Source organism: Shewanella loihica PV-4 (genome assembly GCF_000016065.1).
GTDB lineage: Bacteria > Pseudomonadota > Gammaproteobacteria > Enterobacterales > Shewanellaceae > Shewanella > Shewanella loihica.
Map to the genome: position 1 here is coordinate 430,132 of NC_009092.1, position 26,029 is coordinate 456,160.

Below are 26,029 nucleotides of genomic sequence, written 5' to 3' on the forward strand. Positions count from 1 at the left end.
TACCAGAATCTGTCGCAAGTCGGTGGAAAGCTTAGGCTATTCAGATCTAAGACTTGTGACAAAATTGTTGAAACATCAAAGAGCTTGTTGCTTAATAGCTAGGTGAGACTCGGGGTTGGCGACTGGCCGGATGGCGGATGCGTGTGACCCTGAGGTGAGCGTCTGAGAGTCGAATCGATCCACCCAAACAGGGATAAGAAGGTTGCGATGAAGAGAGTGCAATATCTGGTCATGCTGTGCCTAGTGCTGCTAGGGCAAGCCGGGCTAATGAGTCTGCCCGCCTGGGCTAAGCTTACCCACGTCAGTATCAATCAAAGGCTGTCAGATCTGGGGCAGCGCCCGACGCTCAGGGTCAATATCGTTACCCAATCGGTCAACCTGGATAAGGTGCAGTTTATCGTCGAGCAGCGCTCCGGCAGCGAGCGATTGATGGTCAAGCCGATGAACTCCTATATGTTGCTGCTAAGTGGCGTCGAAGAGGTGGAAGATGGCGAGGCGCAGCTGGTGGTCAAGGAGTATCTGGTCAACAACTGGCAGGAGGTGAAGCGCATGCCGCTGTTTGATGCCGCCACGGCTTATCAGCAGAGCAAGCCGGTTAAACCAAAGCCTGTCAAATCAAATACGCCGGTTAAAACAGCCAAGACCAACAAGCAGCCGTCGCAACCCCTTGCCGCTGCCCAGCAGTCACTAGCAAGTTTGCCGCCTGTCGATGTAGGCGATCGGGTGCAGCAGGGATGTCAGCTGGATTATGCCCCGCCTCAGACCCTGTGGCGCCTCGGCAGCACCTACGCCAAGCAGTGGCAGCTGAGCACCTATGGCGCCATGCTGGCCATCTTCGAGGCGAACCCCAATGCCTTTAACGATCGCAAGATCAATGGCCTGCGGGCAGATGTGACCCTTAAGTGCCCGTCGGCGGCCCTCAAGCAGAGATACCAGAGCGCCGATGCGGCAAGAGCAGCCTTCGAGGCGCTGACGGCAGAATAGCCATGGCGGCCGATCGCCGCTGGAAGGAAAATCAGATAACGCAGGAGAATAGTTGCAGGCTATGCTTGTAACTATTGATGGTATCCTGTACTATCTCGCGCCTAAATATTCTATTAACTGCATGTGGTGTCCGACTTCGGGTTGGAAGTGCGACATGGCCTTAAACTTGAGGTAATCCCAATGAAACCAGGCATTCATCCTGAATATGCTGAAATCACTGCAACTTGTACTTGTGGTAACGTTATCAAAGTAAACTCAACTGCAGGTAAGCCACTGCACTTGGACGTATGTGGTGCATGTCACCCATTCTACACTGGTACTCAGAAAGTTATGGATACCGGTGGACGTATCGACAAGTTCAACAAGCGTTTCGGTATGCTTGGCAAGAAGTAATACTTCTGCAAAGAACTCTGAAAAAGGCGCCTATATGGCGCCTTTTTTGTTGCCCGTTTTTGCAGGTCTGTGCCTTTGGGCTCAGCCTGCCACTTATCCCGTCACTGAGTTTGCAAGTGGGCCTGCAAGTGGGCTTTCTTGAATAGAGTTGGCGCTCGGCCTAACATGCTTGTAAGGTTATGATATTACTGATGACTGAGCGTTTAATTTAGGGAAGCGATTCATTATGGACAAGATTCTGGCCCTCTCTCTTTCTCTCTGCTCCTTCCTGGCGACGGCCGCTGGCAGCCTGTGCGCGCCGACCCATTATGATGAGACTGTCACCTTCGCCTCGGTGATCGATGGTGATACCTTGATGCTGGAAGATGGCCGTCAGCTGAGGCTTATCGGCATCGACTCGCCCGAGATAGACAGGCACTACCCAGAGCTGTCTGAGCCCTTCGCCAATCGCGCGCGCAATTTCCTCGCCTCGCGTCTGCTGCCTGGGCAGAAACTCAAACTGGCCTTCGATCGTAAACGTCTGGATCCCAAAGGGAAAACCTTAGCCTATGCCTATACCCAGGAGGGAGAGCACCTGCAGGAGATAATGCTGAGTCAGGGCTATGCCAAGGCGAGGGTCTATCAGAATGATTATTTCTGGCAGTGTTTGGTCAATATCGAGCGCCAGGCTCGTCAAGAAAGACGTGGATTATGGAGCCATAAAAGCTATCAAGCCAAGTCGCCGGATGAGCTAAATCGTGACGATCGCAATCGCTGGCGAGAGGTCAGAGGAGTGGTGACGGGTTTTGAAAGAAAAGGTCAGCAATTGTGGCTGATTATCGATGAAATCTTTTATGTGGGTATACCTAGAGAAGAATCTGGTAAATTTAGCAACATTTTAACCCTGAACCTGCTTGAAAGTCCGGTAATTGTGCGTGGTGAGTTGTATTATTCCTACAAAAAATGGCAGATGATCGCCCATCATCCTTCGCAGATAAGTTTGCAAAATAAGCCTTAGACCGTTTGGCTTCATAATAAACTGAAATTTTCTAATATCTTGTTTAAAAATCGCCTAATTTCGAGTATCTTAGCGCTCTAATGACCTGCGTCGATTTTCGCCAAATCTGGGGGAGCGAGGCGGGGCAAATAAGACCTTACTCTGAATACACTTGTCGCATTTTTTGCAGGATTACTAAAATGGCCGATTTCCGTCAGCAAGCCCTTGACTACCATGAGTTCCCCGTACCAGGCAAAACCGCCGTTAGCCTGACCAAGCCCGCAGAGACCAGCATGGATCTGGCGCTGGCCTATAGTCCGGGTGTGGCCGAGCCGGTGCGTGAAATTGCTGCCAATCCTGACGATGCCTACCGTTACACCGCCAAGGGCAACACGGTTGCTGTGATCTCTAACGGTACCGCCATCTTAGGTCTGGGTAACCTGGGCCCACTGGCCTCTAAGCCTGTGATGGAAGGTAAGGCGCTGCTGTTCAAACATTTCGCCAATATCGATGCCACAGACATAGAGGTGAAGCACCGCACTGCAGAAGAGTTTATCAACACGGTCGAGGCGATTGCCGATACCTTCGGTGGCATCAACCTGGAAGATATCAAGGCGCCCGAGTGTTTCGAGATCGAGAAGGCGCTGATTGAGCGTTGTAACGTTCCTGTATTCCACGACGATCAGCACGGCACGGCCATCGTGACTGCAGCCGGCATGATCAACGCCCTGGAGATCCAGGGTAAGAAGCTGGAAGAGGCTGTCTTTGTCTGTATGGGCGCAGGTGCGGCGGCTATCGCCTGTATGACCATGCTGGTGAAGTGCGGCGTGCAGCGTGAGAATGTCTACATGCTGGACCGTAAGGGCGTTATCCACACCCGTCGTGAAGATATCAACGAATACAAGGCGCTGTTTGCCAACAACACAGACAAGCGCACCCTGCAGGATGTGATCAAGGGCGCCGACGCCTTCCTGGGTCTGTCTGGCCCAGACGTGCTGAGTGCTGAAGACGTTGCCCTGATGGCCGACAAACCGGTGATCTTCGCCTGTTCAAACCCAGATCCAGAGATCAAGCCTGAGCTGGCCCACGATGTACGTAAAGATCTGATCATGGGTACCGGCCGCAGCGATTACCCTAACCAGGTGAACAACGTGCTCTGCTTCCCCTTCATCTTCCGTGGTGCCCTGGATGTACGCGCCGCAAAGATCAACGACGAGATGAAGATTGCCGCGGTACACGCCATCGCAGCCCTGGCGAAAGAGCCTGTGCCAGCCGAGGTATTGGCTGCTTATCCAGACGTGACCGAGCTGAAGTTTGGTCCAGATTACGTGATCCCTAAGCCGATGGATCCACGCCTGCTGTCAAACGTGGCCAAGGCCGTTGCCCAGGCGGCTATCGACTCGGGTGTCGCGGCCTTGCCAACACTGCCTGAGCACTACATGGCCTAATCGGCGATGGTAATGATAAGAAAAGGGCCTCAGGGCCCTTTTTTATTGTGCCATTACCGCTTTATTTGTATGGTAAGTGGTGTTGCTCAGCCTAGGTGATAAAGCCTTTCGGGATCGTAGATGATAAAGCGGTCTCAGACGTAAAAAATAATAATAATCCTGCAGGAAGCGGAAATGAAATTGACACAACTCCTCACCAAGAAGTTAACCGGCTTTTGGCTGCTTTCCCTCGCTGCGGTCGCCTTCATCTTTCTGCTTACCGCCCTGGTCAGTTTCATTCAGCTCACCTATAAGTTTCAACAGCAACAGATGACAGAGCTGGAAGAAATGTTACTGCAGCATCAGGTGAGGCACGAGCTTCAGCACCTGGATATCTGGTTGCCGCAGATCCTGGCCGCTTACGATGCACAAAAATTTACCCTGATCCGGGGTGATGAGACGCTGTACCGCTTCGACCGGGGTAATCATGATCAGAGTGTGGTCAACTACGACAGGGTACTCAACGAAACCTTAGACCTGCATTTTCATATCAGCCTGCCTCAGCCCTTCCTGCTGCACAACATCAGCTGGCACGGCGGTCTGGTGTTCCTGGTGGGATGCATAGCGGTAGGCCTGCTGGTGCGCCGCGGCTATCTCTGGCTGGCCCTGCAGCTGCAGGGCATAGAAGATCTGGCTAAGCGTAGTCATCTGATCCTCTCGGGAGACTATGACAAGGCGCTGGCCGAGACGGGCCATGGCCGTCCAAGGCTTATCAACCGCGCCTTGACCCAGATGTTGCTTGAGCTCGATGATGCCCAGAAGCAGCGCGCCAGGTTCGATCAGTTTATTCGCTCCAACACCTTCCTCGACCCCGAGTCGGGCATCGGCAATCGCCTGTTCCTCAAGAACCGCCTGGACGCCCTGAGCAACAAGGATGGCATGATGGCCCCCGGGGTACTGCTACTGCTGGAGATGGAAGATCTGGATCTCTTACAGCAGGAGGCAGACGAGTTCAGCATTCAGGAGCTGCTCACCCAGACCATAGGCGGCATCAGTCACCTGCTGGACAGCCAGGCCAACAGCATCTTCTCTCGTCGCTCCTACAATCAGTTTGCCATAGTCGTGCCGCAGATCTCCCTGGCCGATGCCGAGAAGCTGGCCGCCAGGCTGCTCAAGGTCTGCCTGAGTCAGCCCCTGGAAGGGGTGAACAATCGCGACGATTTCTTTCATATTGGCGTCGCCTACTTCAAGGTGGGCGAGAGCAAGGAGCAGCTGATCGAAGAGGCCGAGATGGCGCTGCGGGCGGCCCAGTTTCAGGGCAATAGCGGCTGGTTCATGTATGACAAGGGCGCGGTGGATGAGGAGTTTGCCAGAGGCTCGGTGCGCTGGCGCAGCTTTCTCGAGTATGCTCTGGTCAACAAGCGCGTGGTGCCCTTCACCCAGGCGATACTCGACAGCGATGGCAAGGAGCACCATAGCGAGGTCTCCTGTCGTCTGCGCGACAGCAGCGACAACCTGGTGCGCGCCACCCTGTTCTTGCCCATGGCGATCAAGTGCGGCTTGATCCCCCAGATCGAGCGTCAGGTGATCGAGGCCGTGTTGTTCGATCTGTTACCCAAGTCACCCAAGGACCAGCGGAAATACAGTATTAATCTCTCTCTGGATACGCTGACCAGCCGCGCCTTTATCCGTTGGCTACAGACGACCCTGCTGGAGTATCGTCACCTGACGCCGCGGCTGATCTTCGAGATCAACGAAGATATCCTGGTGAATAATCTGGCGAAACTGAAGGCACCGCTGGATATGATCGCCAAGATGGGTGCCAGCCTGTGTGTCGACCGGGTGGGGCAGCAGGTGGTGAGTACCCAGTATCTTCAATCTTGCCGCGTAGATCTGATTAAGCTGCACAGATCTATCGTACGACAGATACATTTACGCCAAGAAAATCAATTGTTTGTCAGAAGCCTTATCGGCGGACTCTATCGCACCGAGGTGCAGGTCTTTGCCGAAGGGGTCGAGTCGCTGGAGGAGTGGCAGACGTTGAAGATTTTAGGGGTGAGTGCAGGACAGGGCAGTTTCTTTAGCGATCCCCTAGAGGCCGCGTGATTTTGTTATCTCCCTGTTGGGCCTGATAAGGGCTTGTTAGGGCAGGGTTACTGTTCTATGTTTATCTGAGTGTATCTGATTGATGTTAGATTTTTTCTATAAAATTAGGCGATTAGTCGCTACAATAACGCTATTATTTTGACGCTTTCCTCGAGGCAATATCCATCCGGCATTTGAGGTAGAGCGATTTGGGACACTCATGGCGCGTGAGTATCAAATTGGTGGATATGCCTTAAATGGAAAATAGTCTTTTGAGTAAATTTGCCTTCTGGCAAACCAAGCACGATAGAGTCGATTTAGGCGTATACCTCAACGCCGCCGCTGTGACCTTCTATAACCGCGATGGCGATCCCTCCTTTTCTCTGCCCCTATCGGGTGATGACTGGTCTGGCGTATTTCAGGCGCTGACCGACAAGATCCCCGCTCCCAACCTGCAACTCGTGCTCAGCGAGGACTTCTACCAGCTGCTGGTGGTCGACAAGCCCATGGTGCAGCCAGAAGAGATGCATCAGGCGCTTATCTGGTCGATCAAGGATATGGTGTCAGAGCCCGTCGAGTCCCTGCATCTGGATTATTTTGAATCGCCAGAGTCCACCAACAACAAGGTGACTGTGGTCGCGGTCAATAAGGCCATGCTGCAGGCGCTGGTTAAGGCAGCGGATAAGCACCAGGTGACCATTGCCGGGATCAGCATCGAAGAGATGGCCATCAGCAACTATGGCGCCGGGGATAAGCTGGCGCACATGGTGCTTTGTCATAAGCCCGGGAGCGAGCTGCTACTGACCGTGGTGAAACAGGGGCAGCTCTATATGCAGCGCCGTATCCGCGGATTCAGTCAGTTAGATAGAGTCTCCAGCGAAGATCTGCAGCTTAACGTCGCCGATAACCTCAGCCTGGAGCTGCAGCGCTCCATGGACTATTTCGAGAGCCAGCTGCGCCAGGCACCGGTAGCCTCTATCGCCCTGTTGATGGGCGGCGAGCGTCAGATGCTGGCTCAGCTATTGAGTCGGAACTTCGATCAGGCCGTCGAGGTGATCGCCTGTGAGCAGGTGCAGGATAAGTTGGCCCAATGGGCATTGGCCGAGCTTGAACGTCAAACGGAGGAGCCTGCCTAGATGAATCCAAAACTGCGGGTCAATCTCTTTACTGCCAGCCTGTTACCGCCTAGGTTGCGCCTCTCCTTTAGGCGCCTACTACAGCTAGGCTTCGGCCTATTTGTCTTGCTGCTGGCCGCGAACCTACTGGCCTATCTGCATCTGGGAAGCCTGGAGGCCGACAAGCATCAGCTACTCAGCGATAAGGCCGCTTTCGATCAACAGAAGGCGCAGCTCGAGCAGGCCATCGCCAAGCGCAGCGCCTCTCAGGCACTGGTGCAGCAGGTGGATCTCCTATCGCAGCAGGTGGAACTCAAGCGTCTGCTACTCGGCGAACTCTCCCATGTGGAGACCCTCACCAGCAAGGGCTATTCGCCCCTGCTGACCGGACTTGCGCGGGTGACCGACGATCAGCTCTGGCTGAGTCGTATCCAGGTGCAGGAAGATCAGTTTGTCTTCGAGGGCTTTAGCGCCGCGCCGAATGCTGTCCCCCTCTGGCTGGCCCGCCTGCAAGGGGTCGAGCCGCTCAAGGGGCAGACCTTTAGCACGCTCACCATGAACCGGGGCGAAAAGCAGCCGCTGGGATTTGTGCTGCGCAGCAAGCGTGATGAGGAGCAGGCGAAATGAAACAACAGATAGTCCGCTGGGGCGAAGCCTTCGATCAACTGAGTCAGCGCGAGCGGATTATGATCACCGTGGCGGTCGTGGTGGTGATCGGCATGTTGCTCTATCTGCCGCTCGAGTCTCTGCTGACCCAGAGCAGCCGCGTGCAGAGTAATATCAAGGCCTTAACCGCAGAGAACCGGATCTCAGAGCAACAGATTGACCTGTATCAGCAGACCCTGGCGAGCGACCCCGATCAGGAATATCGTCAGCGTCTGGCTGGGCTACAACAACAAGCCAAGGATCTCGACCAGCAGCTGTCGTTTCAGATGGTCGACATGGTGCCCGCCGACAAGATGCCGACCATGCTCGGCGAGTTGCTGGGTCGGGTGCAAGGGATACGCCTGCAAAGTTTCGAGTCTCTGGCGCCTAAGCCACTGCTGGCATTAGGAGATGAGAACAAGCTTAACCTCTACAGCCACGGCATCAAGCTGGCGTTCGAGGGAGATTACTTTGCCACCCTCAAGTTTATCGAGGCGGTCGAGGCCATGCCCAATAAGCTCTATTGGCGCCAACTGGATTATGTGGTGGGCGATTATCCCAAGGCCGAGGTGACGTTAGAGGTCTACACACTCAGTATTAACAAGGACTTTATCAGTGTTGCGAATCAAGATTAGTGTTTGCCTGCTGGCGCTGCTTAGCCTTGGGCTGACTCAGGCCTCGGCGCAGACCCTGAGGGATCCGACCCGTCCAGGTGTTGGAGCCCCAGGCTCGGCGCAGCATCAAGGTGGACAGAAGCTGGTGCTCAACAGCCTGATGATCACCGACAATTCGGCGACGGCCATTATCAATAACAAGACATTCACCACGGGTGACAGGGTACAAGGTGTGAGGATCACTCGCATCACGGCACAGGGAGTCTGGCTCGCCGATGGCCGCCAGATCAAGCTCTACCCAGAAGTAACTGCGACAAAGGGACAATAAATGACTGCGATGAAAACCATAACACCTCTGCTCGTGCTGATGTTAGCCGCCTGTCAGACAACGGATCGTCCCCAGCCTGTCGAGTCGAAATCGGCGATCGATAGCTCGATTGCCGCGGCGCAGAACAAGCCGCAAATGCCACCACCGGCGGCCGTGATGCCAGATTCGGTGCAGCGTGAGCTGCAGTCATCGGCCCTGCTCGGATCTTTGACCCCAAGCCAGCCGAGCGAGCGACGCTTCGATGTGTCGGCCAAGGATGTCGATGCCAAGGTCTTCTTCCCTAGCCTGGTACAGGGCACGCCGCTGAGCGTGGCCGTGCACCCTAATGTGACAGGTACAGTCTCCCTGTCCCTCAAGGGGGTGACCCTGAGCGAGGCGCTGCAGGTGGTCGAAGATATCTATGGTTACGAGGTGAGCCGAGAAGGACGTATCCTGCGTGTCTTCCCTGCTGGCATGCGCACCGAGACCTTCCCGCTCAACTATCTCTACATGGAGCGTCAGGGCCTGTCGCTGACCTCGGTGAACTCAGGGCGGATCTCGGACAACAATAACAACCGTAATAACAACGGTAACAACGGTAACAACAGCAATAATTACAACAACAATAACTCGAATAACAACGGTGGCGACAGCAATAGCAACAATAGCAACGAGACCACTAACGGCACCTTTATCCGCTCCAAGACCAAGACAGACTTCTGGGGTGAGCTGAAAGAGACGCTGGAATCTATCATAGGCAACACGGGTGACGGCCGTCAGGTGGTGGTCAGCCCGCAGGCTGGCCTGGTGACCATCAGGGCCTATCCCAACGAGCTGCGTCAGGTGAAGACCTTCCTTAAGACCGCCGAGAGCCATCTGCAGCGTCAGGTGATCCTCGAGGCCAAGGTGCTCGAGGTGACCCTGTCTGACGGTTATCAGCAGGGGATCCATTGGGAAAGCGTGCTGGGTCAGAGTGGTAACAACAGCATCGAGTTTGGTACCTCGCCCGCGCCCGATGGTCTGGGGGATGTGATCACCTCGGCCATAGGTGGCATCACCTCCTTGCAGATCAAGGGCAAAGACTTCAGCACCATGATTAACCTGCTCGATACCCAAGGCGATGTGGATGTGCTGTCGAGCCCAAGGGTGACGGCCTCGAATAACCAGAAGGCGGTGATCAAGGTTGGTCGAGATGAGTATTTCGTGACAGATGTGTCTTCGACCACGGTAGCGGGCACCACGCCGGTCACCACACCGGAAGTGGAGCTGACGCCGTTTTTCTCTGGCATCGCGCTGGATGTGACGCCGCAGATCGACGAGGAGGGCAGTGTGCTGCTGCACATCCACCCATCGGTTATCGATATCAAGGAGCAGAACAAGTCGATCAAGGTATCAGACAGCACACTCGAGCTGCCGCTGGCCCAGAGCGAGATCCGCGAGTCGGACACTGTCATTAAGGCCAATACCGGCGATGTGGTGGTGATCGGCGGCCTGATGAAGAGCGAAAATATCGAGCTGATCTCTAAGGTGCCGCTGCTGGGGGATATTCCGTTTCTGGGCGAAGCCTTTACCAATCGTTCCAACTCGCTACGCAAGACTGAGCTGGTGATCCTGCTCAAGCCGACCGTGGTGGGGGCCGAGACCTGGCAGACCGAGCTGCAACGCTCCAAGGCCCTGCTGGATCGCTGGTACCCAGAAGAGAAGCAGGAGTAGGCGATTGTATTTGCAGCACTTTCATTTGGCGCAGCCTCCCTTTTCGCTGACGCCAAATACCGGCTTCTTCTTCGGCTTGGCGCCCCATGTCGAGGCGCTGCAAGTGCTGCAAACTGCCCTGCAGACGGGGGAAGGTTTTATCAAGGTCACCGGCGAGGTCGGGACGGGTAAAACCTTGATCTGTCGTAAGCTGCTTAACGATATTCCCGAGCGCTTTCACTGCGCCTATCTGCCCAATCCCTATCTGAGTCCCAGCGAGCTGCGTTGGGCACTGGCTTTAGAGCTGGGGCTAAAATACAGTGCCGATCTGGATCAGCAGCGCCTTACCAGTCTTATTCAGCAGCAGCTTATTGCACTGAGTGCCCATGGACATTCCATCGTCCTAGTGCTGGACGAGGCTCAGGCATTGCCGGACGAGAGCCTGGAGGCGCTGAGGCTGTTCACCAACCTGGAGACAGAGAGTCGCAAGCTGCTGCAGGTAGTCTTGTTTGGCCAACCTGAGCTGGATACCCGGCTGCAACAGCCGCAGTTTCGTCAGCTCAGACAGCGGATCACCTTCAGCTATCAACTGCGGCCCATGACCGCCGACGAGACCAGAGCCTATCAGGCCCATAGACTCGAGGTGGCGGGGTATCGCGGCGAGGGGCTGTTTGGCGCTCGTGAGAGTAGACGCATCGCCCGTGCAGCAAGAGGAATTCCAAGACTCATCAATATCTTGTCACATAAGGCGCTGTTGCTGGCCTATGGCGAAGGAGCAGACAAGGTGAGCCTGCGCCACGTGAAGGGGGCGATTGCCGACACTCAGGATGCCGATAGGGGGCTGTTTCCCTCTTGGTGGCTGGGCACGGTTGGCGCCGTGTCACTGTGCGCCGGCGCGCTATGGTTCTGGCTCACCCGGGGGCTGGCATGAGCGTCATCAATACCATGCTCAAAGATCTGGATAAGCGCCAGCAGTCCCATGGGCTGGATGAGCTGCCTGTGCCGCCGCTGCAATATCGTCAGGCGCCTCAGTCGCGTCTGCCCTGGTTGCTGCTCGCACTGCTTGCTCTGCTGCTGTTGGCCATGGGCTATCTGGCGTGGGATCGCTACGCGGCCCTCGAGCGCACTAATCTGGCGCTGCAACAGGATAATCAGATTCTGGCCCAGGAGATCGCCAGTGGCGACCTCAAACAGCCGAGCGTAGAAAAAGTCGCTTCGAATGAAACGGCACTGGCAGCAGATGAAGCGCCTGCCGAGGAATCAAAGACTGAGGCTTCACTGGCAGCAGATGCTCAGGTTACAGCCAAAATCGAGTCTAGTGCCGAAGCTAGTGCTGAGCTCATGACTACATCTAATACTGACCCGGTTGCTGAGCCTAAGGTCGAGAGCAAGCCAGCTGTTGAGAGCAAGCCTTCCGCTAAGTCTCAGAGGGTTCGGGTCGAGCAGACAGCGGACGCCAACACAGCAAAAACGACCGGCTCCATGGCGGTGACCGAGGTGAAGCTATCGCCCGAGGCGCTGGCCGAGAAACGTTTCAGTCAGGGCAAGTCGGCCCAGGAGGGTGGGCAACTGTCCCAGGCAGTGGATGACTTTAGCGAGGCGATAAGACTCGATCCCACCCTGCACGGCGCGCGTCAGCATCTGGCTGCCCTCTATTATGGTCAGGGGCAGTTGGGTGAGGCTAAGACAGTGCTGCAACAGGGCCTCGCCCGCTATCCCCAGGAACTTGATTATGCCCTCATGCTGGCCAAAGTGTTGGAGGCACAGGGGGATAGCCAGGGGGCCTTGGCGGCGCTTGGCACGATCCCAGACGATCACCTGCTCGCCAAGCAGAAGTGGGTGCAGCAGAGTCATCTTGCCCAGCAGGCATCGCAATTTGCCTTGGCCGAAGAGAGTTATCGCCGCCTGGCCAGGGTCGAACCCACGCAGGCCAAGTGGTGGATGGGGCTGGCCTACGCCTTAGATTCCCAGCAAAAATATACCAGCGCCAAGCAGGCTTACGGTCAGGCCCTAGGCTTATCCGGCTTGTCGCAGCAGGCCAGCGATTTTATTCAGCAGCGACTGGCCCAGTTAGGAGATATCGAGTGAAACCCAAGTTAAAGATGCGCCTCGGCGACTTATTGGTACAGGAAGCGATCATCAGCGAGGCGCAGCTGGGCCAGGCCCTGGCCGAGCAGAGAAATACCGGCAAGAAGCTGGGTCGCACCCTGATCGATCTCTCCTGCATCACAGAAGAGCAGCTGCTTAAGTTTCTGTCGCAGCAGCTTAATATTCCCTTTTTGGATATCAGCCGCCGGGCGATTCCGCCTCAAGTCGTGAATCTTCTACCCGAGGTGCAGGCCCGTCGTTATCGCGCCCTGGCGGTGGAAGATAATGGCGACCATGTGCTGGTGGCCATGAGCGACCCTGCCGATCTGCAGGCGATGGACAATATCGAGGTCTTGCTGGCGCCCAAGGCGATTAAGATCGCCGTGGTTACCGAGACCCAGCTGCTGGAGGCCTTCGACAACCTGTATCGCCGCACCGGGGAGATCGCCCAGATCGCCGGTAAGCTGGAGGAGGAATATGCCGCCGACGATCAGTTCGATCTCGCCAGCCTGACCGATGCCGACAGCGACAACGAGACCACTGTGGTTAAGCTACTGCAGTCGATCTTCGAAGACGCGGTGCAGATGCGCGCCTCAGATATTCATATCGAGCCCGGTGACAAGGTGCTGAGGATCCGCCAGCGTATCGATGGTCAGCTGCAAGAGAATACCCTGCAGGAGGTGAATATCGCCTCGGCACTGGTGCTGCGCCTCAAGTTGATGGCGGGCTTGGATATCTCAGAGAAGCGTCTGCCCCAGGATGGTCGTTTCCACATGGAGATCAAGGGACACAAGATAGACGTGCGTATGTCGACCATGCCTATCTATCACGGCGAGTCAGTGGTGATGCGTCTGCTGGACCAGTCTGCGGGCTTGCTGACTTTAGATGAGACCGGCATGCCGGCCGAGATGCTGGCGCGGGTGCGCAGACAGATCAAACGCCCCCACGGCATGCTGCTGGTAACCGGGCCTACGGGTAGCGGTAAGACCACGACGCTTTATGGCGTGTTGAGTGAGCTCAACACCGCCGATCGCAAGATCATCACGGTAGAAGATCCGGTGGAGTATCAGCTGCCGCGTATCAATCAGGTACAAGTTAACCATAAGATAGGCTTAGATTTTTCCAACGTACTGCGTACCACCTTGCGTCAGGACCCCGATATCATCATGGTGGGTGAGATGCGTGACCAGGAAACGGTGGAAATTGGCCTCAGGGGCGCGCTGACAGGTCACTTTGTGCTGTCGACCCTGCATACCAATGATGCGGTCACCTCTGCCCTGCGTCTGCTGGACATGGGCGCCGCCAGCTATCTGGTGGCCAGTGCGCTTAGGGTGATCATCGCTCAGCGTCTGGTGCGCCGGGTCTGTCACAAGTGTGCCCAGCCCTATGATGCTAGCGCCGCCGATCATGCCTGGCTTAGCAGCATAAGTGGTCGCGACTTCAGCCAGGCCAAGTTTCGTATTGGCACCGGCTGTCAGAGCTGTAACGGTAGCGGCTATCGTGGCCGTATCGGTGTGTTCGAGATCCTGGAGCTGGATGAGAAGATGATCGATGCGATGCGTAGCGGCAATCCCCAGGCGTTTGCCCAGGCCGCCTACCAGAGCCCGAACTTTACTCCGCTGGCCGAGTCGGCGCTCAACTACCTTGCTGAGGGCATGACCACTATGGAAGAGGTGGCCAAGCTTATCGAAGATGCCAGCGATGCCCAGGTACCCATCTCGCAGGAGATGATCCATCAACATGAGATTGAGGGCTAACTATGCCTATCTATCAGTACAAGGGGCGTGATGCTCAGGGCAATGCGGTTAGCGGGCGGCTCGATGCGACCACTCAGAGCGCCGCCGCCGATCAGCTGCTGTCTCGCGCCGTGATCCCCCTTGAGCTGGTGGAGGCCAAAGTTGCGCGCGAGTTCCACCTGGGCAGCCTGTTCAAGAGCAAGGTAGGCCTGGATGAGCTGCAGATCTTTACCCGGCAGATGTATTCGCTCACCCGCTCGGGCATCCCTATTCTGCGGGCCATCGCCGGCCTGTCGGAGAGTTCTCACTCCAAACGCATGAAAGATGCCCTCAACGATATCTCAGAGCAGCTGATCTCGGGTCGTCCGCTTTCATCGGCGATGAACCATCACCCGGACGTGTTCGACGCCCTGTTTGTCTCCATGATCCATGTGGGGGAGAACACGGGTAAGTTGGAGGACGCCTTTATTCAGCTTTCTGGCTATATCGAACGCGAGCAGGAGACCCGCAGGCGCATCAAGGCGGCGATGCGTTATCCCATCTTCGTCTTGATGGCGGTGGCCCTGGCCATGGTGGTGCTCAATATCATGGTGATCCCTAAGTTTGCCGATCTGTTCGCCCGTTTCGGCGCGGATCTGCCCTGGGCAACCAAGCTGTTGATCGGTACCTCTAACTTCTTCGTCAACTACTGGTACCTGCTGCTCATCGCCTTGGTGGGGTGCTTCGTGGGGATCCGCTATTGGCACAATACAGAGAAGGGCGAGCAGCAGTGGGACAGGTGGAAGCTTAAGATCCCAGCTGTGGGCAGCATCATAGAGCGTTCGACCCTGTCGCGGTATTGCCGCAGCTTCTCCATGATGCTGAGTGCAGGCGTGCCCATGACACAGGCCCTGAGCCTGGTGGCCGATGCCGTGGATAATGCCTATATGCATGACCGCATAGTGGCCATGCGCCGGGGCATAGAGTCCGGCGAGTCCATGCTGCGGGTGTCGAATCAGAGTCAGCTCTTTACCCCGCTGGTGCTGCAGATGGTGGCCGTTGGTGAAGAGACGGGCCAGATAGATCAACTGCTCAACGACGCCGCCGACTTTTACGAGGGGGAGGTCGATTACGACCTCAAGAACCTGACCGCCAAGCTGGAGCCTATCTTGATCGGCATAGTGGCGGTGATTGTTCTCATTCTGGCACTGGGTATCTACCTGCCGATGTGGGATATGCTCAATGTGGTCAAAGGGGGGTAACCCATGACGGCCATGGGCACGGAGCATAGCTGATGGAAAACCAGACACGGGTCGACAGCGAGCTGATGCAGGCCTACGGCAAGATGATCGCCATAGTGGTGCTCTTGCTCATCTTGGGTGTACTGGGTTACGGTTATTTTGCCAAGGTGGATCAGGTCTCTTCTCAGGGGCTGAAGCTGGAGCACAGCCGCCTGCTGAATGTGCTGGCCATGGTGCGCTCTCAGTGGCTGGTGCAGGGGCGCCCCGCCGAGATGCATCTCGACTGGTCCACGGCCATGGAACTCAGGGACGGCGAGCAACCCCTGATCAAGATGAGTGATCAGGGTTGGCCAACCTTGGCGCAAATCACAGAGGAGAACTGCAAGACCCTCTGGTGGCAGCTGTTGGGTGGCCGGGATGATTTAGCCAAAATTGTTACACAAGCGGACCAGGCTGGAGAGGTTTGTAGTTATATTGCTAATAACGGTGATCGATTGAGTTATCAACTCACTAGTGGACGCGTTATTTTTTTGACAGATCGCTGAATTTAGCGACTTCTAAGGTTTTATAATTTGCTGTAACTGCTAGAATTATCAGGATTATCTAAGGGAGTTTTTTATGAAAATGCGAGCCCAAAACATGCCAACCAAACAGAGTGGTTTCTCTCTGATCGAGCTGGTGATCGTGATTGTGATCCTGGGAATTCTGGCGGCCACTGCCATTCCCCGTTTTTTGAATGTGACCGACGATGCAGAAGATGCTAGCGTAGATGGCGTAGCCGGTGGTCTAGCCACGGCGGTGAGCTTCGTGCGCTCCCAATGGGAGGTGGATGGTCGTAATAATGCCAATGTGGTGCTCGATGGTACGCAGATCTCCCTGGATACCCGTTTCGGTTTTCCAACGGGCTTGACCTCGGGCAGTGGTATCGTGAGTGCGACCGGTATGACAGATGCCGCCTGTCAGGAGGTATTCCAGAATATTCTTCAGGGCGCACCGCGTAACGTGCTCTTTAATCAGGATGCCCGTAATCAGCGCTTTACAGCGCGGGTATTGGATGGCGCAGGGGGGAATGGCGTTGCGATCGATGGCACTCAGGTGACCAACTTAGATCTCTGTGTCTACCATCAGGTGACCTCGCTGGCATTAAACCCAACCACGGGCGTGCCAACACCTACACCGGATCTGGATACGGCTAATGCTAAAGGGATCCTCTATAACCCTGGTACTGGTCAGGTGTTGAGTTTTACCAATTAATCTTGGGTCTTGCCCTCGGCGAGGCCAACAGAATTTTATAAAAGTTGAAAGTTAAACGTTAGCAGAAGCGAAAATAACAAGGGTACGACATGAAGAAGCAAAACGGCTTTACACTGATCGAGCTAGTGGTTGTGATCATCATCTTAGGGATTCTGGCCGTGACCGCAGCGCCTAAGTTTATTAACTTACAGAGCGATGCGCGTGCATCGACGGTTGAAGGGGTAAAAGCGGCACTGCAAGGCGCTAATTCACTCGTTTATTCTAAGGCGGCGATTGCCGGCAAAGAGAAGGATCAAGGAGCGTCTATTACAATCGCTACCGGCGTGGCCGTCACAACAGATTATGGATACTTGGACAGTGCAACCGATACGGCGACGGTAAAGACAAACTTAGAGAAAGCCATGGATATGACTTTTGAAGCCTTGAGCGCTGCTGATAGTGTTACAGCCCAAGATTGGGGCGTACTCTATTCTAGTGAGACTAAGTTTATCATAGTGCCTAAGGGCAAGAAGTCGACAGATGCATGTCGCATAGACTATACGACGGCTGGGAATGCAAGCACACCTGCGGTTGTCACCGCTGTTACTACAGATTGTTAATTGGGGCGCTGTAAATGAACAAACAGAAAGGTTTTACACTAATTGAGTTGGTGGTCGTAATTATCATTTTAGGTATTTTGGCGGTGACCGCGGCGCCAAAGTTTATCAACCTACAAAGTGATGCACGTAAATCGACGGTTGAAGGTATGAAGGGGGCACTACAGGGTGCCAATACCTTGCTTTACTCCAAGGCCGCAATCCAGGGTAAAGAAAAAGATGCTAATTCGAATGACGCAAATAACGTTGATACGACTGGAGACGGCACTGCTGATACCAAAGCAGTATATGGTTACGTGAAGGCGGATGCGACAGAGCTAGCTAAAGTACTTGAAGTGGATAGTGCTGATTGGACGATAGCTGCACCAGCAGCTGGTGTGAGCACTGCCGATATCATCATTCATCCTGCAGATTTTACTCCGGCGGCAGATAAGAAGTGTTTCCTTGAGTACACGGATGCAACATCCAGCAGCTTGCCTGTTTACAAAACCGTTTTAGATAACTGTTAATGGTTTAGTACTATCTAAAGGCCTGCAATGCAGGCCTTTTTTGTCTGTGGCGAGAGACTAATTACTGAAATCGATGGCAATATTTGCCATACTCTGTAGGTTATTAGAAAGTTTAACGCTATCAGCGTGTTGCGGCTGGGGTGTCGATGAATAAACAACAAGGTTTTACCCTTGTGGAGCTGGTCACTAGCATCATCTTGATTGCCATTTTATCTGTGGTGGTCTTGCCGCGCTTCTTTACCGCCTCTAGCTACAGCGCCTATACCCTGAGAGACGAACTGATTAGCGAGCTCAGGCGAGTTCAGCTGATGGCGCTGAATAACCTGGATCGCTGCTACAAGGTGAGCGTGACGGCGACAAGTTATCGTGCCGACATCTTTGGCGCCGACTGCAACAGCCTGACGGTCACTGGCAATGCCCAGTCGCTACCCCGACAGACAAGCCTGAGTTTAGGTGGCTTGAACAGCTTCACCCTGACCTTCGACCGTGATGGCAGGGTGACCGGCAGCTGTGCTACGGGCTGCACCATCAAGGTTGCAGCCGATGAAACCTTAGACCTCAGCATAGAGAGCCAGGGGTATATTCATGGACGCTAGCAGAGCCATCTTACCAAGGCGCGCCTCAGGCTTTACCCTGATCGAATTGGTCGTGGGCATGATAGTGCTTGGTATCGCCCTGGTCATGCTCACCAGCATGCTGTTTCCCCAGGCGGATCGCGCCGCCGAAACCCTTCACAGGGTGCGCTCTGCCGAGCTGGCCCATTCCCTGCTCAATGAGATCTGGGGCAAGCGTTACGATCAGAACAGCAATCCTAATGGCGGCGTGCCCGCCTGTGGCGCGGCGGCCAGGCCAGACCTTGGATTGCCAGCAGGGCTGCCCTGTACAGACCAAGCCAACTTTGGCCCGGGCGGACTCGATCGCAACGCCTATCGCGATGTGGATGACTATCATGGCCTGACCCAGGCCAGCAAGATGCTCAACTCGGATCGCACCTATGCTCAGGAATATATTAACTACCAACTATCGGTCAGCGTCACCTATCCCGGCAGCGACAAGAACAGCAAGCTGGTGGCGATCAATGTGACCACACCCAGTGGCGAGGTGATCACCTATAATGCGCTGCGGAGTAACTACTGATGCGGCTGCAAACTAACAAGGGCTTCACCCTGGTCGAGATGGTGACTGTCATCATCATACTCGGCATCCTGGTGGTCGGGGTGAGTAGCTTCGTGATCTTGGGCACCCGTATCTTCGTCGAATCCAGCTCTGTGGATCAGGTGCTGAGCCAGAGCCGTTTCGTGATTGAGCGTATGACGCGGGAGCTGCGTAACGCCCTGCCAAACAGCATCCGGGTGGCCAGCTCAAGCGATGCCCAGTGCATAGAGTTTATGCCTATCACAGCTAGCGCCAGCTATATCAGCCTGCCGATAGCGCCAGACAGCGCCACAGACAGCGGCAGCGTGATGCTCCCGGCCCAGGGGATTAACCTGGCCCACAAGATGGTGATCTATCCGCTTTCACCTGCTCAGCTCTACCAAGACAGTCCGTCGACCACACAGGGGCGTATCTTCGATGTTAAACAGCTGAGCGGCAATCAGATTGAGTTTAACAATGCGCTGCGCTTCGATGAGGCCTCGCCTCAGAAGCGCTACTTCATAGTCAATGGCGCCGTGAGTTACTGCTTCTTAAGTCGCGGCGATATCAGGCGTTACGACGGCTACGGGGTTCAGACAACCCAGCCGACACCTGCGCAGATGGGGACGGGGGCCTTGATGGGCCAGCATGTGGTCAATAATCTCGGCAGCGAGGAGCCGATTCACTACACACCGGGTACACTGGTTAACAATGCCGTGGTGCAGCTGTCGCCCCGTTTCGAGGTGAATGGCCAGACCTTTCAATATCAACATCAGGTGCAGGTGATCAATGTTCCCTAATCGAGCCAGCCAGCGAGGCAGCGCCCTAGTGATAGGCATTTTCATCATTACCGTGATGTTTCTGATGGCGGCGGCGCTCGTCAATATCGTCAGCGATGCCGACGAGGGGGTAAACCTGGAGGTGTTGGCAACCCGCGCCTTCGCCGCGGCGAACAGCGGCGCCGATGTCGCCCTGGCGCAGCTGTTTCCCCTAAGCGGTGCTGTGGTCGGTTGTTCTAGCGTCTCTGCTAGTTGGACGCCGCCGAATGTGGTGGGCTTTCATGGCTGTAGTGTGGTGTTAAGCTGCAATCAGACCACAGTGGCGACAGGGAGTGACAGCGTGACCCAATATCTTATCGGCAGTGAGGCGACCTGCGCCGTGGGCAACTGCGACGGTGATGCCTGTCTGCGCGTCAATCGTAAGGTGGAGGTCGAGGCCCGTGAATAGACTCTTGCTAACCTTGCTTGCTGGTTTGTTTTACCTAGTCTTCTCCACAGGGGTTTTCGCCGTGCCTCAGTGTGATGCGATCTTTACCGACCCGCCAACCGGAAACCATAATCCCGGCCTGGTGCCGCCCGATGATATTGGGCCTAGACTCGGCAACCTCACTTGTACTAAGTGGGGATGTTCTGGGCACAGTTCACGGTTCGCTCCCGGGGATTACGACTTTGCTACTGGTGATTTTCAAAATAAATCCTATATGAGCACCACGGGGAAAACGGCTCGACTCTACTTCGATAACCTGTCGATGAATAATGCCAGCATCAATGCATCTGGCAATGCCGAAAACCTGATCATCTATGTCAGGGGCGATCTCTCTGTCGCCGGGCAGAACTATCTCAACGGCATCCTCTATGTTGCCGGCACTGTGACTTTTACCGGCAATGCTTGGATAGATGGCGCCATCGCATCAGGGGGGAGCCTGAGTTTTGGCGGCAATGGTGGAGCGGATGTCGACCTGGGAGCTGTGGATGATGCCGACTTCGGCGGCATGTGTGACAAGGGCGGTGTGAGTGTCGACCATTACCGGCTCGAATTTACCTCGGATGCGCTGAGCTGCGCCGCCAAAGATATCCTGCTGCGTGCCTGTGTCAACGCCGACTGCTCGACCCAGGCGAGTGTCTCCTCGAGCGTCGAGCTGACCAAGAACGGCGTGAAATATGCCGATGTTGGCTTTACCGGTTCGGCTCAGACCCAGGTGTGGCACCCAGACGGCGGCAGCGTCCTCTTGGGACTTGGCACTACGGCACCATCCGCGCCCTATCGCTGTTATATCGACGGTGCTCTGGTGGCTAATGCCCAGTGCCTGCTCGACTTTGCCGATACGGGATTCTATTTCGATGTGCCCGACAGCACCGCCTGTAAGACGGGTAACAGCTTTAATTTGTTTGCTGTGACCAAGGATACTCAGACTCAGCAGTGTAAGCCCCTGTTTGCCAACCAGACCAAGACGATTAGCTTCGGCTTCGATTATCTGCGTCCGGCAACGGTAAACAATCCGGCCCAGCTTACCCTGAATAGCCTGTTATCGCCGAGTGACTCGATAGCGATCGATGGTGGCGGCACTCAGACAATGCAGGTGCATTTTAACGGTGAAGGAGTTGCCAGTCTGTCGGCCAACTACCCAGAGGCGGGCGTGGTGACGCTTAGCGCCGAAAATAACCACACTGTTTCGCGTCCTGCCGGAGGCTCAGAGACGCTAGTGCTCACCCATAGCGATAGCTTTACCTCGGCGCCCGCCGGTTTTCATTTTGCCAATGTCAGTGCCAATGGGCGCTGTGATGCCAGCGATCCCTATGACGCTGACTGTAAGGTGCTGGCCGCAGCGGGTGAACCCTTTAGCATGCAGGTGACTGCAGCCTGTTGGCAGAGCGATGATGATAAGGATTTCGGTAACAACAAGGCATTGCAGAATTTCGAGCATGGCGGCCTGTCCGTGGTGTCACAGGTGGTACAGCCCGATACCGGGGTAAACGGCGTGTTAGGCAGTGATAGCCTGGCGTTCTCACTATCATCTGGCGTCAGCGCTCAGATCATCGACGATCAAAGCTGGAGCGAGGTGGGCACCATGAAGGTGGCGCTTGGCGCGGATGTCAGCTTTGAGGGCGTGACCATTCCCGCCAGCCAGTCTAGCAGTGAGGTATTTGGCCGTTTCACACCGGCCTATCTAGAGATCACTGGCAACGACCCTGAGGCGGCCCAGAGCTGCGGCCCATTCACCTATCTGGATCAGCCCTTCGGCTTTAAAACGGGCACCGAGCCAAACATTCAGGTGGCGGGGTTAAATGCCCAAGATAAGGTTACCAGCAATTACCAGATCGGCGATTGGTGGCGTTACAAACACAGGGATGAGGCAGATCGCAATCAGTGGCCTGAGCGCAGCTATCAAGACAGCACAGGGCTAGCTGTGATTGGCGACAGTCAGGCACCGGCACTCTCAGGCCAGGTCAATTATCGCGGTTCACCCAATATCGCTGAGTTGATCGGCGCCCAGCCGAGTTACCGCCGCACCCAAACGCCACAGGAACCCTTCGATGCCAAGTTTGATCTAATCTTGTCGGCGCTGGACGTCAGCGATGAAGATGGCATCTGTTATCGTGACAGCGCCTCGGCTGCTTGCCGCGGATTTACCTTCAGCGATATCGGCGACGGTAAGGCCTTCGAGCTGCGCTATGGCCGTCTGGTGCTGGAAAACGGCTATGGCCCTCAGTCGGAGGGCCTGCGGCTGCCGCTACGCAGCGAATATGTTTCAAGCGTGACTGCTGGCGTGACCACCTGGACACTCAATGGCGACGACAATTGCTCGGTTTTTAATACCCAGACCTCCTTAGATGCCGGCGAGTCGGCAACCTCTGGCCTGTATCGCATCCTACCTTCGGGCTTCCCCGATCTGCAGGCCTATAGCGATAGTGGATTGTCGCTGCGCAGTGGTGCCTTGGTGAATGGCGTGGGCAATCTCTATTTTGCCATCCCCAATCAGGCGGGCGAGGTGCCCCTCAAGCTGCATGTCGAGCCTTGGCTCAAGGGCTATTGGAACTATCCGGGGAACGCTGCCGATACCTTGTTTGACCCGAGGGCCAATGCCTATTTTGGCACCTATCGCGGACACGATAAGATCATCTATTGGCGGGAAGTGAAATAGCCGATCTACCAATTGCTGAGCGAGTGTTCACTTAGGCTGACACAAGCCCCAATGATGAACAGATATTTATCTAAGGATCAGCATAATATCCTTGTGGAATGCGGGGGGCATTGATAAAGTTACCTGATTTTTATTTTTCCGACTCCACTGAGACAGGCTGGTTACATGTTCAAGAAGCTGCGTGGCATTTTTTCTAACGATCTTTCGATCGATTTGGGTACGGCTAACACCTTAATTTACGTTCGCGAAGAGGGCATAGTGTTAAATGAGCCTTCGGTTGTTGCAATTCGGGGCGAACGCGGCAGCGGCGGCCAAAAATCGGTTGCCGCCGTGGGAACGGAAGCTAAGCAGATGCTGGGTCGTACGCCGGGCAACATTCAAGCCATTCGTCCAATGAAAGACGGCGTGATCGCCGACTTCTATGTGACCGAGAAGATGCTGCAGCACTTCATCAAACAGGTACACAACAACAGCGTATTCCGTCCAAGCCCACGCGTCTTGGTGTGTGTGCCAGTGGGAGCCACTCAGGTTGAGCGTCGTGCGATTCGTGAATCGGCCATGGGCGCAGGTGCTCGCGAAGTCTATCTGATCGAAGAGCCAATGGCGGCCGCTATCGGTGCCGGCCTGCCTGTGTCGGAAGCAACAGGTTCTATGGTGGTGGATATCGGTGGTGGTACTACCGAGGTGGCCATCATCTCACTCAACGGCGTGGTTTATTCCTCTTCTGTGCGTATCGGTGGCGATAAGTTTGACGATGCCATCATCAACTATGTGCGTCGCAACTATGGCAGCCTGATCGGTGAGGCCACGGCCGAGCGCATCAAGCACACCATAGGCACCGCCTATCCGGGCGACGAAGTGCTGGAGATCGAAGTGCGCGGTCGCAACTTGGCCGAAGGGGTACCACGTAGCTTTACCCTGAACAGCAACGAGATCTTAGAGGCGCTGCAAGAGCCTCTCTCTGGCATCGTTAGCGCCGTGATGGTGGCGCTGGAGCAGTCTCCGCCAGAACTGGCCTCAGATATCTCTGAGCGCGGCATGGTACTGACTGGTGGTGGCGCGCTGCTGCGTGACCTCGACCGTCTGTTGATGCAAGAGACCGGTATCCCGGTGATGGTGGCCGACGATCCGCTGACCTGCGTGGCCCGTGGTGGTGGTAAGGCATTAGAGATGATCGACATGCATGGCGGCGATCTCTTCTCTGACGAAAACTAATTCGGCTCAAGAAAATAGGCAGCAAGACTCTGGTTACACCCCTGGCGAGGCATAGTAAATGATGGCTCGCCGCCCAGACACCACAAGGTGAATGGGTAGAAAGTGGGTACCGGGTTCGCTGCCTTAAGTGTTTTATGAAACCTATTTTTGCCCGCGGTATTTCGAATCAATTCAGGCTCACATTGGCAATCGTTTTGTCGGTGATCTTACTGGTGGCCAACGATAGGCTGGAGCCGGTGCGCCAATCTATCTCCTCTGTGCTCAGCCCACTGCAATACGTGGCTAACATCCCCGGCGCCATTCTGGATTGGTCCGCCGAGAGTATCGCCACCCGCAACATGTTGGCCAAGCAGAACAAGCAGCTGCTGCGGCAGCAACTCCTGATGAGCGAGCGTCTGCAGCGCTTCGAGCACCTGAGACAGGAAAACGATCGTCTGCGCGCCCTGCTAGGCTCTCCGGTACACATGGACTCCAAGAAGATGGTGGCCGAGGTGATGGAGGTGGCCAGCGATCCCTTTCGTCACTATGTGGTGCTCAACCATGGTGCCCGCAGCGGTGTCTTCGTGGGTCAGCCCGTGGTGGATGCCCATGGCGTCGTCGGTCAGGTGGTGGAGATCAGCGAGCTGACCAGCCGGGTGCTGCTGATTTCAGACGTGACTCATGCTATCCCGGTGCGGGTGACCCGTAACGATGTCCGCCTGGTGGCCCAGGGTATCGGCGAGCTCGACGAGCTCGAACTGCGCCACGTGGCCAAGAGTACAGACCTTAGGGTTGGCGATCTCCTGGTCTCCTCGGGTCTGGGTAAACGCTTTCCCGAAGGCTACCCCGTGGCGCGCATCATGACGGTCGAGCGCGACGATGGCCAGAGCTATGCTACCGTCACCGCTCAGCCTTTGGCGGCACTGGACCGTATCCGTTACCTGCTGTTGATCTGGCCAGATGGCAATCAGAGCGAGCAAGCCGAGCCTATCGAAGCAGGCGCCGATGCCCAGCCGCAAGCGGAGGAGACGCCATGAGCATGCATATTCCCCACGGTCGTTGGGTGGTCTGGTTAAGCTTCCTGCTGGCCATGTTATTTCAGATCATGCCGCTGCCCGGCCTGGTAGAGGGCTGGCGCCCCGACTGGCTGCTGCTGGTGATGATCTATTGGGCGATGGCGCTGCCGCACCGCTACAACATCCTCTCGGCCTGGGTGCTGGGCGTCTTGTTGGATATCCTGCTGGGGGCCCACCTCGGCATACGCGCGCTCTCCATGTCGCTGGTGATCTATGTGGTGGTACTGCATTTTCAGCGGCTGCGTAACTTCCCCATGTGGCAACAGGCACTGATGGTGGCCAGCCTGGTGTGCCTGCACCATCTGCTGGTGTTCTGGGTACAGTTTGTGGTGAACGTGGCGAGCTTCGATGTCAGCCTGTTCCTGCCGGCCCTGTCGAGCCTGATCATCTGGCCTTGGGTATTTTGGATGCTGAGACGCATTCGCCGTATTTATAAAGTGAGATAATGATGCAACTGGTATTAGCCTCTTCCTCTCCCCGTCGTCGCGAGCTACTCGCTCAAGTGGGTCTTGGCGACTCAGAATTTGCTTTCGAGGCGCTATCCGCTGATATCGACGAGAGCCATAGGGCAGGGGAAAGCGCCGATGAGTTCGTGGTGCGTCTGGCAATCGAGAAGGCGCAAGCTGGTCTGGCGCTCTGGGGACAGGCGGGCGCCGTGGTGCTGGGTTCTGATACTATAGTGGTATTGGACGGCGAAATCCTAGGTAAGCCTAAGGATGAACAAGACGCCAGGCAGATGCTTAGCGCGCTGTCGGGCAAGCGCCATAGCGTGATGACCGCGGTGGCGGTGACCGATGGTCAACGAACCCTGTCTCGATTAGTTGAAACTAAAGTGCAATTTTGCGGCCTAACAGAACAGGCTATCTTGGCCTATATCGCCACCGGCGAGCCCATGGATAAGGCCGGTGCCTATGGCATTCAGGGTTTAGGCGGCTGTTTCGTCGAGGCCATCGACGGTAGCTATTCGGCGGTGGTAGGACTGCCGCTAGTGGAAACCCGGGCCCTGCTGGCCGAGATGAAGCTGTTAGCCGTTTAGCGTTTTACCCAATAGATTGAGCCATT

The 26,029-nt window shown here is 55.6% G+C and carries 27 protein-coding genes; all 27 read left to right on the plus strand.

The window, feature by feature from the left end; all coding sequences use genetic code 11:
* Nucleotides 1-207 precede the first annotated feature (207 nt).
* Nucleotides 208-984 carry a FimV/HubP family polar landmark protein gene (locus tag SHEW_RS01970; RefSeq protein ID WP_011864186.1) on the plus strand — a complete coding sequence of 259 codons (777 nt, stop codon included), beginning with the start codon at nucleotides 208-210 and terminating at the stop codon, nucleotides 982-984.
* Nucleotides 985-1,164: 180 nt separating this feature from the next.
* Nucleotides 1,165-1,377 (plus strand): 50S ribosomal protein L31, encoded by a 213-nt coding sequence (rpmE, locus tag SHEW_RS20295; protein WP_011864187.1) that lies wholly within the window; start codon nucleotides 1,165-1,167, stop codon nucleotides 1,375-1,377.
* Between the two features lie 226 nt (nucleotides 1,378-1,603).
* A complete protein-coding gene (locus SHEW_RS01975) occupies nucleotides 1,604-2,374 on the plus strand; it encodes a thermonuclease family protein (RefSeq protein WP_011864188.1) in 771 nt (256 codons plus the stop codon).
* Between the two features lie 179 nt (nucleotides 2,375-2,553).
* Nucleotides 2,554-3,801 (plus strand): malic enzyme-like NAD(P)-binding protein, encoded by a 1,248-nt coding sequence (locus SHEW_RS01980; protein WP_011864189.1) that lies wholly within the window; start codon nucleotides 2,554-2,556, stop codon nucleotides 3,799-3,801.
* Nucleotides 3,802-3,975: 174 nt separating this feature from the next.
* Nucleotides 3,976-5,886 carry an RNase E specificity factor CsrD gene (gene csrD, locus SHEW_RS01985; RefSeq protein ID WP_011864190.1) on the plus strand — a complete coding sequence of 637 codons (1,911 nt, stop codon included), beginning with the start codon at nucleotides 3,976-3,978 and terminating at the stop codon, nucleotides 5,884-5,886.
* Between the two features lie 236 nt (nucleotides 5,887-6,122).
* Entirely contained in the window at nucleotides 6,123-7,001 is an 879-nt protein-coding gene (locus tag SHEW_RS01990) for a hypothetical protein (protein WP_011864191.1), read from the plus strand.
* The gene (locus SHEW_RS01995) at nucleotides 7,002-7,607 is read left to right on the plus strand and encodes a PilN domain-containing protein (RefSeq protein ID WP_011864192.1); all 606 of its coding nucleotides are present in this window, start codon (nucleotides 7,002-7,004) and stop codon (nucleotides 7,605-7,607) included.
* Nucleotides 7,604-8,260, plus strand: coding sequence for a hypothetical protein (locus tag SHEW_RS02000; RefSeq protein ID WP_011864193.1), 657 nt, complete (start codon nucleotides 7,604-7,606; stop codon nucleotides 8,258-8,260). Before SHEW_RS01995 ends, SHEW_RS02000 begins: the two co-directional genes overlap by 4 nt.
* Nucleotides 8,241-8,567: a hypothetical protein gene (locus SHEW_RS02005; protein WP_011864194.1), complete on the plus strand. Its 327-nt coding sequence runs from the start codon at nucleotides 8,241-8,243 to the stop codon at nucleotides 8,565-8,567. Before SHEW_RS02000 ends, SHEW_RS02005 begins: the two co-directional genes overlap by 20 nt.
* On the plus strand, nucleotides 8,568-10,259 hold the full coding sequence (gene mshL, locus SHEW_RS02010) for a pilus (MSHA type) biogenesis protein MshL (RefSeq protein ID WP_011864195.1): 1,692 nt from the start codon (nucleotides 8,568-8,570) through the stop codon (nucleotides 10,257-10,259). It begins immediately after the preceding gene.
* A 4-nt stretch (nucleotides 10,260-10,263) separates the two neighbouring features.
* Nucleotides 10,264-11,169 carry an ExeA family protein gene (locus SHEW_RS02015; protein ID WP_011864196.1) on the plus strand — a complete coding sequence of 302 codons (906 nt, stop codon included), beginning with the start codon at nucleotides 10,264-10,266 and terminating at the stop codon, nucleotides 11,167-11,169.
* Complete coding sequence (locus tag SHEW_RS02020; protein WP_011864197.1) at nucleotides 11,166-12,326, plus strand: tetratricopeptide repeat protein; 1,161 nt, start codon at nucleotides 11,166-11,168, stop codon at nucleotides 12,324-12,326. The genes SHEW_RS02015 and SHEW_RS02020 overlap by 4 nt, the downstream gene beginning before the upstream one ends.
* On the plus strand, nucleotides 12,323-14,083 hold the full coding sequence (locus SHEW_RS02025) for a GspE/PulE family protein (RefSeq protein ID WP_011864198.1): 1,761 nt from the start codon (nucleotides 12,323-12,325) through the stop codon (nucleotides 14,081-14,083). Before SHEW_RS02020 ends, SHEW_RS02025 begins: the two co-directional genes overlap by 4 nt.
* 2 nt (nucleotides 14,084-14,085) lie before the next feature.
* On the plus strand, nucleotides 14,086-15,303 hold the full coding sequence (locus SHEW_RS02030) for a type II secretion system F family protein (protein WP_011864199.1): 1,218 nt from the start codon (nucleotides 14,086-14,088) through the stop codon (nucleotides 15,301-15,303).
* Nucleotides 15,304-15,335: 32 nt separating this feature from the next.
* The gene (locus tag SHEW_RS02035; RefSeq protein ID WP_011864200.1) at nucleotides 15,336-15,827 is read left to right on the plus strand and encodes a hypothetical protein; all 492 of its coding nucleotides are present in this window, start codon (nucleotides 15,336-15,338) and stop codon (nucleotides 15,825-15,827) included.
* Nucleotides 15,828-15,921: 94 nt separating this feature from the next.
* Entirely contained in the window at nucleotides 15,922-16,536 is a 615-nt protein-coding gene (locus SHEW_RS02040) for a type IV pilin protein (protein ID WP_041406888.1), read from the plus strand.
* Between the two features lie 89 nt (nucleotides 16,537-16,625).
* Nucleotides 16,626-17,135, plus strand: coding sequence for a type II secretion system protein (locus SHEW_RS02045; RefSeq protein WP_011864202.1), 510 nt, complete (start codon nucleotides 16,626-16,628; stop codon nucleotides 17,133-17,135).
* 14 nt (nucleotides 17,136-17,149) lie between these two features.
* Entirely contained in the window at nucleotides 17,150-17,641 is a 492-nt protein-coding gene (locus tag SHEW_RS02050; RefSeq protein ID WP_011864203.1) for a type II secretion system protein, read from the plus strand.
* A gap of 146 nt (nucleotides 17,642-17,787) precedes the next feature.
* Nucleotides 17,788-18,237: a type II secretion system protein gene (locus SHEW_RS02055; RefSeq protein WP_011864204.1), complete on the plus strand. Its 450-nt coding sequence runs from the start codon at nucleotides 17,788-17,790 to the stop codon at nucleotides 18,235-18,237.
* Entirely contained in the window at nucleotides 18,227-18,778 is a 552-nt protein-coding gene (locus SHEW_RS02060; RefSeq protein WP_011864205.1) for a type II secretion system protein, read from the plus strand. The genes SHEW_RS02055 and SHEW_RS02060 overlap by 11 nt, the downstream gene beginning before the upstream one ends.
* Nucleotides 18,778-19,575 (plus strand): PilW family protein, encoded by a 798-nt coding sequence (locus SHEW_RS02065; protein ID WP_011864206.1) that lies wholly within the window; start codon nucleotides 18,778-18,780, stop codon nucleotides 19,573-19,575. Before SHEW_RS02060 ends, SHEW_RS02065 begins: the two co-directional genes overlap by 1 nt.
* On the plus strand, nucleotides 19,565-20,002 hold the full coding sequence (locus SHEW_RS02070; protein WP_011864207.1) for a hypothetical protein: 438 nt from the start codon (nucleotides 19,565-19,567) through the stop codon (nucleotides 20,000-20,002). Before SHEW_RS02065 ends, SHEW_RS02070 begins: the two co-directional genes overlap by 11 nt.
* On the plus strand, nucleotides 19,953-22,697 hold the full coding sequence (locus SHEW_RS02075; RefSeq protein WP_502577619.1) for a DUF8470 domain-containing protein: 2,745 nt from the start codon (nucleotides 19,953-19,955) through the stop codon (nucleotides 22,695-22,697). Before SHEW_RS02070 ends, SHEW_RS02075 begins: the two co-directional genes overlap by 50 nt.
* A gap of 165 nt (nucleotides 22,698-22,862) precedes the next feature.
* Nucleotides 22,863-23,912: a rod shape-determining protein gene (locus tag SHEW_RS02080; protein WP_011864209.1), complete on the plus strand. Its 1,050-nt coding sequence runs from the start codon at nucleotides 22,863-22,865 to the stop codon at nucleotides 23,910-23,912.
* Nucleotides 23,913-24,046: 134 nt separating this feature from the next.
* A complete protein-coding gene (mreC, locus tag SHEW_RS02085) occupies nucleotides 24,047-24,928 on the plus strand; it encodes a rod shape-determining protein MreC (RefSeq protein WP_011864210.1) in 882 nt (293 codons plus the stop codon).
* Complete coding sequence (gene mreD / locus SHEW_RS02090) at nucleotides 24,925-25,413, plus strand: rod shape-determining protein MreD (protein ID WP_011864211.1); 489 nt, start codon at nucleotides 24,925-24,927, stop codon at nucleotides 25,411-25,413. The genes mreC and mreD overlap by 4 nt, the downstream gene beginning before the upstream one ends.
* Before the next feature lie 2 nt (nucleotides 25,414-25,415).
* The gene (locus tag SHEW_RS02095; protein ID WP_041406890.1) at nucleotides 25,416-26,003 is read left to right on the plus strand and encodes a Maf family protein; all 588 of its coding nucleotides are present in this window, start codon (nucleotides 25,416-25,418) and stop codon (nucleotides 26,001-26,003) included.
* Nucleotides 26,004-26,029 lie beyond the last annotated feature (26 nt).